Genomic DNA, 14,258 nt, shown 5'->3' on the forward strand with positions numbered 1-14,258 from the left:
CACTGCTCATCCTGTGGTCACTCACATGTTGATCTAGCGAGCCTCTTTAAAAGAACCGATAGCACCGACACGCACTCACATTATGATCGCAGTAATTCGCAGACTCACGATCCGCTTCACCTAAGCTCACTCCGCGCGCCATCACTCTGCAACCAACGCCAGATGTATATAACCGGGTTTCGCTCCAGCATCCTTTTGACGCTGCCACCGCCCCCACAGGAATACTATCAGTATACGCTTGTACTCGCTCACCTCACAGTTAACAGCTACCGTTTAGCGAACGACCACGCAAAAATTATACCACCACGCACCAGCCACTAGAGTCAACGTTTACAGTATATCGTCTAGTCCAGCTAACGCACTAGCAGTGTAACAGCCAAAACCATCGCTGCCATAATAGCAACATCGCTGCTCTGCTATCCTGATTGCTAATCAACAAGACGCCTGACCCGCAGGATCGTCATTGCCTGTGCTGCTGATTTTTTACCTCATATTCGTGCCGAACCGAATCAACGCTGTTCACAACATTATTCGTCCCCCGCTAGATCTGTCGTGCTGTCTGCTAGCTGGCCAACGATGTTGAGGGCAAGTTTTCCAAGGCGAAACGTAACACATTCTCCAAGTGTTGCGGGAATTCAGGGCGGTCCCGTCCGAAGGCCTCAGCGAGTCGTTGGGCACCTTGTCGGTACTCGGCCCGACTGAGCACCTGGCTTACCACATCGGCGACCCGCTTACTCTTGAGCCGTTCCGTACGCAACAGCATGCCCGCACCGGCACGCTCGACGGCCTCCATGTTCAGGTGTTGATCCAGATTACCTGCTATCCCGACCACCGGTACCCCAGCTACCAAGGCCTGCTGGGTTGTCGGGCTGCCGCCGTTGCAGACCACCACCGCCGAGCAGGCCGCAGCTGCTTCACCCGGCAAGTAGTCGGCCACGAAAGCATTGGCCGGTACGTTCTGTAGTTCGCTGCGGCCGGCGGTGGCCGCGATCACCGTCACCGGCAAATCCGCCAGGGCGTTCAACACGACCTGCAACAGGCCTTTTCCACCGGAACTACCCATGGTCACATAGACAATCGGCCGGTCTGTCGGCAACGAATCCCACCAGGCGGGCAACGGCACGGAGGGCGACCACAAGACCGGACCAAGATATTGGTGATTAGCCGGCAGACCGTCCGTTGGCACCATCTCGGGTACGTCAGCATACAGAGTATAGTCACCATCGGTGAAATGGCGGCACAAATCCCAACCCAGGCTCGGCAACCCGTACTTGCGGCGGACCCAGTTGAACGGCAGGCACTGGTAGGCAAAGAACAACGGGCGTTCCAGGCGGTAGAGAAGTTTGACCAGCCTGACGCCGAACAAGTGGGTCCACAGCACGTCCGGCAGCGGAAAACCGCGGCGGCGGGCCTGGGGACTCCAGTAGGCATTCGCGATGGCAATATAGGGAACGCCCGCCAGTCGGGCACTAACAGACAACGTCAAGCGAAGATCACTGACCACGAGATCCGGCGCGACCTCAGCCAGCACCTTAGTATCCTCCTCCACATACTTCCGTAAAATCTTCGGGGTATAGCACAGTCGACCCTGAAACATTTTGGTGAGATGTTGATCGGTGGGCACGGTGTAGATCGGATAGTGGGTAAAAGGGAGCGGACCCAACAATTTGTTGAACCGCGCGTCGCAGGCAAAGTGAACCTCATAGCAGCTGGGGTCCAGCGATCGCGCCAGGACAAACGGGCGGACGACGTGAGCCAAAGACACTGCTTCCGCGATAAACAAGATCCGAAGCCTGCGGGACTGAGGCTTAGCTGCGGCGTCCGGTGCCGTACTCATGCCGGCGTCCCTTCTCACATCGCTGACAACGTCAATCGCTACCTGCCACCCCGACGCCGTAGCCTACACGCACGACACGCGAACTCAGAAAATACGGGCAAAAACAAACAGAATCCATGGGGATGGTACCCGATGGTCCGCCAGACTGCTTGTTCGGTGGCCATCGAGCACCCCGGCTATGCTTCGTCAATGCCAGTTTTAAGTAAGACCGTCGAAGTCGGTACTGACGTTGCAACGATCATGTCCATCGTCACCGATTTTGAGTCGTACCCACAGTGGCATGAGTGGATCAAAGGCGTCTGGGTGCTGGCGCGCTATGACGACGGTCGTCCCAGCCAGTTACGCATCGACATCGACTTTCAAGGCATGCAGGGAACCTACATCCAGGCCGTATACTATCCGGGCATGAATCAGATCCAAACCGTCATGCAGCAAGGCGACCTGTATGCTAAACAGGAACAGCTATTCAGCGTGACGGAGGCCGAGGCAGGCAGCATGCTGACGGTCGATCTCGATATCGAGCTCACTATGCCGGTACCCACACCGATGGTGAAAATGTTACTTAACACCGCACTCGATCGCCTCGCTGAAAAACTCAAGCAGCACGCCGAACAGTTGGCCGCCAGTTAGACCAAACGCAGTCCAAAATTCACACGGCGCAGCTATTGCGATCCCGGCTTTAATTTTGTTGTTAGCTGAACGGATGCAAAAAAGCGTTGGCAGAATTGTACCCTAAACATTTATGCGGAATGCTGCGATCATAATTGAGCCATCAAGCTCCATGCAAATTGCCTCCAGACGTCCCGACCATGATCGCTCAGTCTAACCGGCCACGGCTGTGCACTCCTTGGAATACCAGAGGTCTTCATAACACGTGACGTTAGTGTAGGCGGCCTGGCCGCCACAGCCCGCATGCGCTGCATTTCTTCACGCCGGTATCACCCCCAACTTGGGGTCGAGGAGACCTCTCGCCAGAAATGCTGGAAGCCAGCTAGCTGCCATCCGAGCTAAACATATACATACGCTTAAACAAAAGTTCTTGCGCTTGCACCGGGAAATAACGCACTAGCTTCTCCGTCGACCAAAATCCTAGTCATGCTACATCAAACCCATTCTCCTGCAAAGCCTTTTGTCAATCTTGACGGAAGCTAATCGGAATTCGCATCAACTATACTGTTAAATATACATCCTATTCTCACAACGTGGCGGATTTGAATTCCAACATTTGTTCTGGTCAAATTCGCAGACAACGATACTGTCGGGTAATGGAAACCGCTATGACCGTGCGTCCAAGCCAGTCGCTGTAATATACTACCTGACGGACACCAAGGTCGTCGCCGCGAAGTAAAGAATTCGTAAAAGGACGCGGTACAAGTAACCATGCAGTCGATCGTCAGTTGGATCGCCACCTAGTACCGTCGGGTCCAGTTTCGATGCTGCAGCATGCGATTGGCACAGATTCTCCACATCCCGTCGCCCGCCATATCCGCAAACACACGCACGAATAGGTCGTTTACGAGCGGATTTCGCTTTCAGTCTCCGCGGCGCGCACCACAGCGACACCCAGTACGGTGGCTTCCACGCTCTGGGTAATACCCCAGGAATCATTGTTGGTACACGGCATCGCCTCATGCTTTTCCAGCCAGAAAATTAGTTACGCTTCATTCTTCCAGCTGCTGATAGCCGGGGCCTTGCATCAAGAATGGCCTACGTTTCTTCCAGACAGTGTACAGTTCTCAGAGTAGCACCGTGAGATAAACGCCGACACATATGCCACAGGAAATCTTCGCCTACCACGGGCGGGCACTCGCCACAGTTGATCTCGACGAAATTATCGCCGATTATACCAATAATTTCGTGATAATCACGTCTACCGGATGTCTTACTTAGCAAGAACGGTGTCCGAAAGGTGTTCGTCGGCTTACTCAACAATCTGACTAATATAGCCTGGGACTTAAATCAACAGCGATCCATTGTTCCTCGAGTATGCCGTCGATTCAGTGGTCAACTGCGTTGACAATGGCGTCGACATTATCCGTATTTTGGGATGGCATAATCCGGGTACAAACTATTCGATACACCCCGCTTCCTAAAAACTGACGTCTCCCTCGAAGCTCTGTCGTCCGCCAAATAGGTTCGGTCCCGTGGGCGACCTGGATCTCAACGTGGACTTGACAACCGTCGCGGAACGGATATCGCAACAGGGATTTAGGCAAGGACCCACTAGACGATGTTGCTGAGGTCACCGGTTAAATACCAAATGTCATTTTGCGATTCAGCTAGTCGGGGCAACCCTACTTGCTGCGGCACAAACCACGGCACCTGCATCCCCATAGTAACAGCGTGATCCTGCGCGAAACCAGTGTCCCTGCCGCACTGACCGATTTCGATATGCCGCACCCCATACAATTGCGAACTGCGCCAACCCCACTGTGCAGTGGTGATATCATTGCTTTACCTTATGGGGCCACTCAACGGATTCAACGCTAACAAAAAACCACCACCATCCATACCCGCGGGTGATCCCAGTGTGCGGTTCTAGGTGGGACTGTCAATGGCCGATGAGTTTAGTGAAGCTAGGTGCGATCTAGCAACACCGTCCACCAATCCCAAGCCCAAAGCTTCGTAAAAAGCTAAACCATATGCACAGCCTCTGGCACGACACCTCGACTCTTTCGGCGACCTGTAAAGACCAACAGGCCATCACCAGTCACGGCCGAAATACCTCTGCTCAGCCACGCTCAACCCCCTCAGCTAGGAATCTGTCAAGGATCAACCGGAGCAACTGTCAGGCATTACCCGAAGATAAACTGTCAAGCATCGACCGAGATCATACGCTCATAAAAGCGCGCCCGAAGGGATTCGAACCCCTAACCTTCTGATCCGTAGTCAGATGCTCTATCCGTTGAGCTACGGGCGCCCGTCTTTAGTTATGTTCATGGCGGAGGCGAGAGGATTTGAACCTCCGGTCCCCTTGAAGGGGACAACTCATTAGCAGTGAGCCCCATTCGGCCGCTCTGGCACGCCTCCTTTGACCCCTGAGGGTACCCGACCCCTTCCCGGAATCCCTGAACCGCCGGAGGCATAGCATACACAGCCGCAACATATACTGGCGCAGTGACTGTCCGGCTGCGACCCGAGCTGGCCGGGCTGCCAGTCTATGTACCTGGTAAAACGGTGTCGGGCGTCATCAAACTGGCCAGCAATGAAACCGTGTTCGGACCACTACCCAGCGTGCGCGCAGCGATACAGCAAGCCACCAACACCATCAACCGTTATCCCGATAACGGCTGCGTGCAGCTCAAAGCGGCGCTGACCAAGCACCTCGGTTCGGTGAGCTCCCAAGATTTCACCCCCGAACAAGTGGCCATCGGTTGCGGTTCAGTCAGCCTGTGCCAACAGCTGGTTCAGATCACTGCCTCACCCGGCGACGAAGTGGTTTTCGGATGGCGCAGCTTTGAACTCTATCCCCCGCAAGTCCAGGTTGCCGGTGCAACCGCCGTTAAAGTGCCATTGACCGACCACACCTTCGACCTTTACGCGATGCTCGCCGCAATCACCGACCGCACCCGGCTAGTTTTCGTCTGCAACCCAAACAATCCGACATCCACTGCCGTAGATCCAGACGAACTGGCCCACTTCGTGGAAAAGGTTCCGCCGCATATCCTGATCGTCATCGACGAGGCCTATGTCGAATATATTCGCGACGGTATGCTGCCGGACAGCCTGAAGCTAGCCCAATCCTACTCAAACGTCGTTGTGCTGCACACTTTTTCAAAGGCATACGGGCTAGCCGGCTTGCGGGTCGGCTATGCGATCGGCCACCCTGACGTGATCACCGCGTTGGACAAAGTCTACGTGCCGTTTACCGTGTCGAGCGTCGCGCAGGCCGCCGCCATTGCTTCGCTTGACGCCGCCGACGAGCTGATACTCCGCACTGACGCCCTAGTCAGCGAGCGCGCCCGGGTCAGCGCCGCGTTGCGCGAAGCCGGGTTCACGCTGCCGCCGACACAAACCAACTTCGTTTGGCTGCCGCTGGGACCTCGTACACAGGATTTCGTGGAGCAGGCCGCAAATGCGCGCATTGTGGTCCGCCCGTATGGCACCGATGGTGTCCGAGTCACTATCGGCGCGCCGGAAGAAAACGACGCCTTACTGCGGTTTGCCACTGACTGGATTGCAGATACCGAACCACAGACTACCCGATGAGTTTGGTGCACACTACGTTCACCGAGTTCGAGGAAAGCACTGACAACACTGCCGATGCCGAGTTCGACAACTTCTGGGCAGCCCTTACGCCCGCGATTATCTACGGCATGGTCAACGAGTGAAAGGCCAGCGAATTCCGCACCGGACACAAGATGAACAGCCAGTTGGAGAAAGCGAGCTGGTTCAACAAGACCTTCGCGTAAGCCAGTAACGTACATCCGCTGGTGTGGCTGATTACTTCCTCGGTGAAGTCACCGTCACCATGGCGCACGATAGTCAACCTATGCACAACTACTTCAAGTAGATCGACGACAACCTGGTGATGTGCACCATAAACGACAAAGACGCCTTGGATAACAACCGGTACTATATATAATCTACACTACATCTAATCTTAATGTTTAGAATGACTGTAACTGCATGTAGTATAGTTATGGGCACCTGATGCGCCGAGCTTCAGGAAAGTGACCTCGAGCTTCGCATTTTTCTGGGATCGCTTTCTGCTGTCGCCAACTATCCCCATAACGTTCAGGAACAGCAAAAAGTCGCTGGCTGCAATGGCTCATCAATGTATCCAGCTGGGCTGGCATACTCCATGGTACTGCCTTGAGCCCGGCAAGCCAGGTTCTGGCATCGCCTCTTGTTGTGACGGTACATACCGCTCTACATCGCTCCAGATCCATGGCCTGGATTTCGAGGCGGCATCGTAAGGAAACGGGACGTAGTAACGGTGACAACACGAAAACCGTTGTAGTAACTGCCCATAGCCCATAGCGGCAAGAGCGTATGAAGGAACAGCATAGACAATTCCGATCCTGTCTCGCCCATAGTCTCCGGGTTCGTCGGAGCCCATTCCTGAATTTATGACATTTGCCGCTAACCGAAGGTTACGCTAGCTACAATAGAAAGCTGCGCCTGTTCCGACTACGACCGTCGGAACCGCGCTGTGCAAGGTTGCAGTAACCCGTTTGGCGGCGTGGTAGGACGAATTTTTGCTGTCGCAGGCTACGCACAGTCACGCAAGAACCCCAACCTGTGTGTCCTTTGCGATAATAAGGATTCCCCCAGCGAAGCTGCAATTGACATTGCGGTGCTGTTCGCCGACGTGCGCAAGGCCATCACCACAGGTTAAGCCACCGTTGTTTCGGATTTCGCCGTGTTGCTCAACCGATTTTACAGAGCTGCGACACGGGCGCTGCTGCGCAGAGACACGGTAATTGACAAACTGATTGGCGACGAAGTCATGACGCTTTTGTTAAAGGCATCAACGGAACCGAATATCGATCGTCAGCGGTTAATGCAGAACGCGATCTGCTCTAAACCATTAGGCTACGGAACAGAGAAAGATTCCTGACTGAACACTGGTGTGACATCCAATACCAGCGTGGTATAGGTAGGCAAGGTTGGCGAAGCTGTGGTGGACTTCACCTCGCTTGACGATCCGGTCAATGTTGCGGTGTGGATGCAGCAACAAACGGTCGGCGACGTATTACACTTCGCCCGTGGTGTCGCAGACGAGCTGGTGAGTCAGGTGCCGGTACACACGCTTTCCCTGCGTGGAAAAGCGAAGCTGGTGGAAGCTTTCGCCCTTACAGCGTGAACATCAGCGGACCGCTAACACGCTACGGTCTTGATATGGGCTCAAACATAAATCGGACATATGAATCTGTCACCGTCGAAACTAAAGGCCAGGTCGCACAGGTGACACTGATCGGACCGGGCAAGGGCAACGCGATGGGGCCCGCCTTCTGGTCGGAAATGCCCGAGGTGTTTGTCAAGCTAGATGCCGACCATGAGGTACGGGCCATCGTCATCACCGGATCGGGCAATAATTTTAGCTACGGCCTCGACTTATCAGCGATAAGCGGGACGTTCGCCCCGTTATTGGCTGACGGCGCGTTGGCCCGCCCCCGCACCGACTTCCATGCGGAGATGCTGCGGATGCAGAAAGCTATCAACACCGTCGCTGATTGCCGTGCTCCCACGATCGCGTCGGTTCACGGCTGGTGTATTGGTGACGCCGTCGATCTGATTTCCGCGGTCGACATCCGCTGCGCTAGTGTCAACGCTAAGTTCTCGGTGCGGGAAGTCAAACTGGCCATCGTCTCCGACCTGGGCAGTCTCTCCCGCCTCCCGCTGATCTTGAGCGACGGGCATCTACGTGAATTGGCGTTGACGGGCAAAGACATCGATGCTGCCCGCGCCGAAAAAATTGGTCTTGTCAATGACGTCTATGAAGACGCCGCTAAGACGCTGGCTGCCGCCCATGCCACCGCCGCCGAGATCGCCGTCAATCCGCCACTGACGGTCTACGGTATAAAGAATGTCCTGGACCAGCAACGCATCTCTGCTGTCTCACAGAACCTGCACTATGTCGCTGCATGGAACACAGCTTTTCTGCCGTCCAAGGATCTGACCGAAGGTATTTCGACCACATTCGCCAAGCGGACGCCGCAGTTCATCGGGGAGTAGGACAATACATTGATTTCAAGCAACAAAATCCAGGTCCCGACTGACCTCGACACCGTGACGACTATTGGCGATGAGGACCATACCGACATCAACAGCGCTGCCGTCGAACGAATTTGGCAGGCTGCCCGCCACTGGTACCAAGCCGGCATGCACCCCGCAATCCAATTGTGCATCCGACAACACGGGCGGGTTGTGCTAAACCGCGCAATCGGCCACGGTTGGGGCAACGCCCCGACCGATCCGCCCGAAGCCGAAAAGGTCCTCGTCACGACCGATACCCCGTTCTGCGTATACTCTGCAGCCAAAGCTGTCACTGCAACCGTAGTACACATGCTCGTCGAGCGGAGGGTTCTATCACTCGACGATCGCGTGTGCGACTACCTACCCAACTTCACTAGTCACGGCAAACATCGGATCACGATCCGCCACGTGATGACACACAGCGCTGGACTACCATTCCTCACTGGAGCCCGGCCAGACGTGACCCGCACCGACGACCACGAGTACGCGCAAAGTAAGCTAAGCGAACTGCGACCGCTCTACCGCCCGGGGCTAATGCACATGTACCACGCCCTAACATGGGGTCCATTGATGCGTGAGATCGTCTATGCAGCCACCGGGAAAGAAATCCGCGAAATCCTCGCCACGGAGATCCTCAACCCGTTGGGTTTCCGGTGGACCAACTTCGGTGTCCCTAAGAAAGATGTCCCATCGGTTGCGCCGAGTCATGCCACCGGAAGGCCTTTGCCGCCGGTGGCCGCCCAGATTTTCCGTAAGGCGATTGGGGGAACCGTGCACGAAGTCATCCCGTACACCAACACTCCACCTTTTCTCACCACCATCATACCGTCGTCCAACACCGTGTCGACCGCCTACGAGATGTCGCGGTTCGCTGAAATCTGGCGCCGGGGTGGCGAACTTGATGGTATACGGGTGATAAGCCAAGAAACCCTGCACAGTGCAGTGGCCGAATGCCGACGTTTACGGCCGGATTTAGCGGTGGGGCTGATGCTAGCTCGCTGGGGTACCGGATTTATCCTGGGAACGAACAAGTTCGGACCATTCGGACGCAATGCGCCTGCCGCGTTCGGTCACCTCGGCCTAGTCAACATCGCCATCTGGGTTGACCCTCAGCGCAGCCTTGCTGCCGGTGTCATCAGCAGCGGAAAGCCTGAACGTGATCCCCACACGAGCCGCTACGACGCACTGATGAACAGTATCACCGCCGAGATCCCGCCGCACTAAAATCGCTGCCTGAGCGTCAACGAAATGACAACGGCACCGTCGTGTTGCTATAAAGACACGCGCGCTCGCGGCATTGGCACGCCACGGCGGTGGCGGAGGGATTTGAACCCCCGGACGGGTTTAGCCGTCTCTCGCTTTCAAGGCAAGTGCATTAGGCCGCTCTGCCACGCCACCGTTAACAAGAGTAGGGGGTAGTACTATATGTATATCGTAACAGCATGTACGCCATTGTCGCTGAACCACCCGAGCAACTGGTATGGCGAGAAGTTCCCAATATTGCGGTGTGCCCCGGCGAGGTCCTGATCAAGGTTTCCGCGGCCGGTGTTAACCGCGCCGACGTGCTGCAGGCAGCTGGAAAATATCCGCCTCCACCAGGGGCCAGCGAGATCATCGGCATGGAGGTAGCCGGCATCATTTCAGCAGTCGGCTCAGGTATAACCGAATGGTCTGTCGGACAAGAAGTTTGCGCTTTACTCGCCGGAGGCGGCTACGCGGAATACGTCGCCGTTCCCGTCGGTCAGGTGATGCCAATTCCCAAGGGTATCGAGGTGGTCGACGCAGCAGGACTCCCCGAAGTGGCCTGCACGGTCTGGTCAAACCTAGTGATGGCAGCTCATCTAAGCGAAAAACAGCTGCTGCTGGTGCACGGCGGAGCCAGCGGCATCGGAAGCCACGGAATCCAAGTGGCACGAGCGTTGGGCGCCAAGGTGGCGGTCACCGCCGGATCAGCAGAAAAGCTGGAATTTTGTCGCGAACTAGGCGCCCAGATCACTATTAACTACCGCGATGAGGACTTCGTCGCGCGGCTGCGGCAGCAGACCGACGGTGCCGACGTCATCCTCGATATCATGGGCGCGGCGTATCTGGACCGCAATATCGACGCGCTGGCCGCTAATGGACAGCTGATCGTCATAGGCCTGCAGGGTGGGATAAAAGGCGAGCTCAACCTCAGTAAGTTGCTAAGCAAACGAGCGCGTATTATCGGCACCACACTGCGGTCCCGGCCGGCAAACGGCCCGAACAGTAAAAGCGAAATCGTGGCCGCCGTGACAGCGTCGGTTTGGCCGATGATAACCACCGGGGCTGTGCAGCCCATCATCGGAGCACGCATGGCTGTCCAGCAGGCGGCTGACGCACACCAACTGTTGATGTCAGGAAAAGTATCCGGGAAGATCGTGCTGACCGTCGCGAATTCACACCGTTAACCAAGCGACGCCAGCGCGCGCACCAGCTGGTCGACTTCGGCTGTCGTCGAATAATGCGCCAATCCGGCGGTAACCGCGCCGCCGATATCATTGGCGCCAAGTACGTCGAGCACGCGCGACTTCGGGTCGCAAATCGCCAGAATTCCGTTGTCCGCCAAGCGCTGCACCACCCGGTTGGCAGGAACCCCTTGGTGTGTAAAACTGACGACCGGTATCCGTGCCTCCGGACGGCCGATCACCATCACCAGCGGCAACGACCTCAACAACATCATCAGGTAGTCGAAGATCCGGCTCAGATACAAGCCGGCAGATTGCATTGACACCGATAACCGTTCGCGCCTGCTGCCACCAGCCGACTCATCAAGTGCCGCAAGATATTCGATACTTGCTACTACACCAGCCAGCAGTCCGAACTGGTGCAAACCAACCTCGAGACGCGCCGGGCCCGCAGCGTTGGGGTCCGTCGACGCCGAGGTAAAGGTGTTGATCAACCCCGGGTCGCGAAACACTACTGCCCCGATCGGAGGACCGCCCCATGCGTGAGCGTTCACCGCCACCACGTCTACCTCGGTCTCTTTGACATCGAGCAGCCGGTAGGGGGCGGCAGCGGAATGGTCGACCACGACGAGCCCACCGACATCATGGACAAGCTTGGTCATTGCCCGCAAGTCGGTGACGGTACCCAATGTCCCCGACGCGGACGTGACCGCCACCAGTCGGGTCGACTTGCCGATCAAGCTCTCCCATTGCCACGTCGGCAGCTCACCGGTTTCTATATCGACCTCGGCCCACTTCACCTTCGCGCCATAGCGGTGTGCAGCCCGCAGCCACGGAGCGATGTTAGCCTCGTCGTCGAGCCGGCTGACAATCACCTCGTACCCCAGGCCGGCGCGCGAGGACGACGCTGCGGCCAGCGATGACAGCAAGACTGCGCGGTCAGCACCCAGCACAACACCGGCCGGGTCAACATTGAACAGATCGGCCACAGAAGTACGCGCCGCGTCAAGAACCGCTGCACTGCGCTGTGCAGACGGGTGCGCACCTAACGTGGTTGCGCTAGACCTACGGAATGCAGTCGACATAGTGGTCGCAACAGAATCCGGAATGAGCATACCGGCTGGCGCGTCGAAATGCACCCAGCCATCACCCAGGGACGGGTGCAGACCGCGCACCCGGGCGACGTCGTATGCCATACCAGCCACCTTAGAGTTCCGCTATTCCGCGAATTCGCGACGGTAGCGGCTACCGAGAATCATCCAAGCCGTTCCGACCAGTCGAGCGTCGCGAGCAAGGTCACCCGGCCAGCCATACTAGTCGAGTGGGGTTGTGCTTCGGAATGCTGATCACATTGTTTTTACTGATCGCGCCCGGAACAATCGTCGCGCGTGCCGCTGCACTAACATGGCCGATCGCTATTGCGGTTGGTCCGGCATTGACGTACGGCGTGATTGCGTTGGCGATCATTCCCTGCGGCGCGCTCAGAATACCGTGGAACGGTTGGACAGCGCTGGCCACTTTGGTCGCTGTAAGCATACTGATAGTTGTTTTTCAACTGTTGCTCGCCCGCTACCGCGACACCGCGGCCGAAGCCCGAGGAATCAGTGGCTGGCCAGCGGTTACAGTGGCGTCTGGAGTGTTGTTGGGCGCCCTATTGATTAGCTGGGCGGCTTATCGCGGCCTGCTGCATTGGCAATCCGTTCCCAGCACCTGGGACGCAGTCTGGCACGCCAACACAGTGCGCTTCATCCTAGATACCGGTCAAGCGTCGTCCACTCACATGGGTGAGCTACGCAACGTCGAAACACATGCAGTGCTATACTACCCGGCAGTGTTTCATGCCCTGGCAGCGGTCTACTGTCAGCTTACCGCGGCAGCGCCCACCACTAGCTACACAGTCAGTTCGCTGGCGGCGTCTGTGTGGCTGTTTCCGATCAGCGCAGCCGTCCTCACTTGGCGTCTGCTGCGTCCAGTGACGGCGCAACAATGCGCCGCCGGGGCATCGGCCACCACAGCCGCGCTGTCGGCGTCGTTAACCTCCGTCCCTTATGTCGAATTCGGTGTCGCTGCAATGCCGAACTTGGCTGCTTATGGGGTCGCGGTACCGACGATGGCCTTGATCACCTCGACGTTGCGCCACCGCGACCGCATCCCAGTGGCCATTCTGGCGCTGGTGGGCACCTTCTCGGTGCATCTCACCGGCGGGTTCGTCGTCATCCTTTTCCTGTTGAGTTGGTGGTCACTGGACGCGTTGTTGCATCCGGTGCGCAGCCGGACAGCAGACGCGCGGACCCTGGCCGCCGTTGTCGTGCCGACCGCGTTGATGCTGGCACCACAGTTCATCGGGGTGTTAAAACAGGTCGACACCATCACCGGGCACTCATTCCCCAGTTTCAAGGGCGTGCAACAGAGCGTGATCGATGCTCTCCTTTTGCACACCCGACACCTAAACGACTTCCCGACGCAATATGGTCTCATGGCGTTGTCCGCCATTGGCATGACAATCCTGCTGTACAAGAAAATCTGGTGGCCCCCGGTGGCCTGGCTGATACTGACCGTGGCGACCGTCTATTCGGGGACGCCGTTTCGCGGCCCAGTCGGCAACATTATTAAAGAGTTCAGTCAGTTCTTCTACAACGACCCGCGACGACTCTCGGCAGTGGTGACCATGCTGTTGACGCCGATGGCGGGCATCGCATTGTTTGCCGCGGTGCTATTGTTAGTCACCAGCGCTCAGAGAGTCGCTGCCCGGTTCACACCGTTGCCCGGACCGGTCTGGAAATCAGTCAGCGCGGTGCTGCTGGTGCTTGCCTCCGTGTTCATCGCCCAGCACTATCTTTTTCGACATCTGGTTTTGTTCGGCGACAAATACGACTCGGTGATGGTCAACCAGAAAGACCTCGACGCTATGGCCTACCTGGCATCCCTGCCAGGTGCACACAACACCATCATTGGCAATGCCAATACCGATGGCAGCTCTTGGATGTACGCGGTGGCCGACCTACATCCGCTGTGGACCCACTACGACTTCCCGCAGCAGACGGGCCCTGGCTATTTCCGGTATGCTTTTTGGGTCTACGCGCACACCGGCAATCCGTGGGTTGTCGAAGCGGTCCGAGTGCTCAATATTCGCTACATTCTGACCACCAGCCCAACGGTGCGAGGGTTTGCCGTACCCGACGGACTAGTCTCCTTAGAGAAATCAAAGTCGTGGACGAAAATTTACGATAACGGCGCAGCCCGCATCTTTGAGTGGCGCGGGAACGCCGCAGCGGTTCATACCTAGAAAGTAC

The 14,258-nt window shown here is 56.8% G+C and carries 9 protein-coding genes, 3 tRNA genes and 2 pseudogenes; 9 read left to right on the forward strand and 5 right to left on the reverse strand.

What is annotated here, in order from left to right:
- Positions 1-562: 562 nt before the first annotated feature.
- The gene (locus tag MUBE_RS00320) at positions 563-1,837 is read right to left on the reverse strand and encodes a glycosyltransferase (protein WP_165849614.1); all 1,275 of its coding nucleotides are present in this window, start codon (positions 1,835-1,837) and stop codon (positions 563-565) included.
- 189 nt (positions 1,838-2,026) lie between these two features.
- Here MUBE_RS00320 and MUBE_RS00325 point away from each other — a divergent pair, with 189 nt between their 5' ends.
- Positions 2,027-2,467, forward strand: a complete 441-nt coding sequence (locus tag MUBE_RS00325) for an SRPBCC family protein (RefSeq protein ID WP_116539273.1) — start codon at positions 2,027-2,029, stop codon at positions 2,465-2,467.
- Between the two features lie 1,140 nt (positions 2,468-3,607).
- A pseudogene (locus tag MUBE_RS16530) lies at positions 3,608-3,937 on the forward strand (nuclear transport factor 2 family protein).
- 747 nt (positions 3,938-4,684) lie between these two features.
- On the opposite strand, the gene MUBE_RS00335 reads toward MUBE_RS16530, so the two are convergent.
- Together MUBE_RS00335 and MUBE_RS00340 are read right to left on the reverse strand one after the other, a co-directional pair.
- A tRNA-Arg gene (locus tag MUBE_RS00335) sits at positions 4,685-4,757 on the reverse strand.
- Positions 4,758-4,776: 19 nt separating this feature from the next.
- Positions 4,777-4,867 (reverse strand) — tRNA-Ser (locus MUBE_RS00340).
- A gap of 87 nt (positions 4,868-4,954) precedes the next feature.
- Between MUBE_RS00340 and hisC the strand changes: the two genes are divergently transcribed.
- The 5 genes and pseudogenes from hisC to lipE all read left to right on the forward strand — a co-directional run bounded on the left by hisC (position 4,955) and on the right by lipE (position 9,763).
- Positions 4,955-6,046, forward strand: coding sequence for a histidinol-phosphate transaminase (hisC, locus tag MUBE_RS00345; protein ID WP_116539035.1), 1,092 nt, complete (start codon positions 4,955-4,957; stop codon positions 6,044-6,046).
- Positions 6,043-6,422 (forward strand): annotated as a pseudogene (locus MUBE_RS00350) (GXWXG domain-containing protein). Before hisC ends, MUBE_RS00350 begins: the two are co-directional and overlap by 4 nt.
- Before the next feature lie 1,038 nt (positions 6,423-7,460).
- Positions 7,461-7,646: a hypothetical protein gene (locus MUBE_RS00365; protein WP_116539038.1), complete on the forward strand. Its 186-nt coding sequence runs from the start codon at positions 7,461-7,463 to the stop codon at positions 7,644-7,646.
- 47 nt (positions 7,647-7,693) lie between these two features.
- A complete protein-coding gene (locus tag MUBE_RS00370) occupies positions 7,694-8,518 on the forward strand; it encodes a crotonase/enoyl-CoA hydratase family protein (protein ID WP_116539274.1) in 825 nt (274 codons plus the stop codon).
- Positions 8,519-8,527: 9 nt separating this feature from the next.
- Positions 8,528-9,763, forward strand: coding sequence for a lipase LipE (gene lipE, locus MUBE_RS00375; RefSeq protein ID WP_116539039.1), 1,236 nt, complete (start codon positions 8,528-8,530; stop codon positions 9,761-9,763).
- 87 nt (positions 9,764-9,850) lie between these two features.
- On the opposite strand, the gene MUBE_RS00380 is transcribed toward lipE, so the two are convergent.
- Positions 9,851-9,937 (reverse strand) — tRNA-Ser (locus MUBE_RS00380).
- 44 nt (positions 9,938-9,981) lie between these two features.
- Between MUBE_RS00380 and MUBE_RS00385 the strand changes: the two genes are divergently transcribed.
- Positions 9,982-10,968, forward strand: a complete 987-nt coding sequence (locus MUBE_RS00385) for an NAD(P)H-quinone oxidoreductase (RefSeq protein ID WP_116539040.1) — start codon at positions 9,982-9,984, stop codon at positions 10,966-10,968.
- Here MUBE_RS00385 and MUBE_RS00390 read toward each other — a convergent pair.
- Positions 10,965-12,161, reverse strand: coding sequence for a cysteine desulfurase-like protein (locus tag MUBE_RS00390; RefSeq protein WP_116539275.1), 1,197 nt, complete (start codon positions 12,159-12,161; stop codon positions 10,965-10,967). The two genes, MUBE_RS00385 and MUBE_RS00390, sit on opposite strands and share 4 nt — an antisense overlap.
- 125 nt (positions 12,162-12,286) lie before the next feature.
- Between MUBE_RS00390 and MUBE_RS00395 the strand changes: the two genes are divergently transcribed.
- Positions 12,287-14,251 (forward strand): DUF6541 family protein, encoded by a 1,965-nt coding sequence (locus tag MUBE_RS00395; protein ID WP_116539041.1) that lies wholly within the window; start codon positions 12,287-12,289, stop codon positions 14,249-14,251.
- Positions 14,252-14,258 lie beyond the last annotated feature (7 nt).

Origin of the sequence: Mycobacterium uberis (genome assembly GCF_003408705.1) — a bacterium.
GTDB classification, from domain to species: domain Bacteria; phylum Actinomycetota; class Actinomycetes; order Mycobacteriales; family Mycobacteriaceae; genus Mycobacterium; species Mycobacterium uberis.

Bases quoted from the DNA above. Each gene is read 5' to 3' on its own strand.
- MUBE_RS00390 (WP_116539275.1), bottom strand. From the start codon at position 12,161: ATGGCATACGACGTCGCCCGGGTGCGCGGTCTGCACCCGTCCCTGGGT.
- MUBE_RS00385 (WP_116539040.1), top strand. From the start codon at position 9,982: ATGTACGCCATTGTCGCTGAACCACCCGAGCAACTGGTATGGCGAGAA.
- MUBE_RS00320 (WP_165849614.1), bottom strand. From the start codon at position 1,837: ATGAGTACGGCACCGGACGCCGCAGCTAAGCCTCAGTCCCGCAGGCTT.
- MUBE_RS00325 (WP_116539273.1), top strand. From the start codon at position 2,027: ATGCCAGTTTTAAGTAAGACCGTCGAAGTCGGTACTGACGTTGCAACG.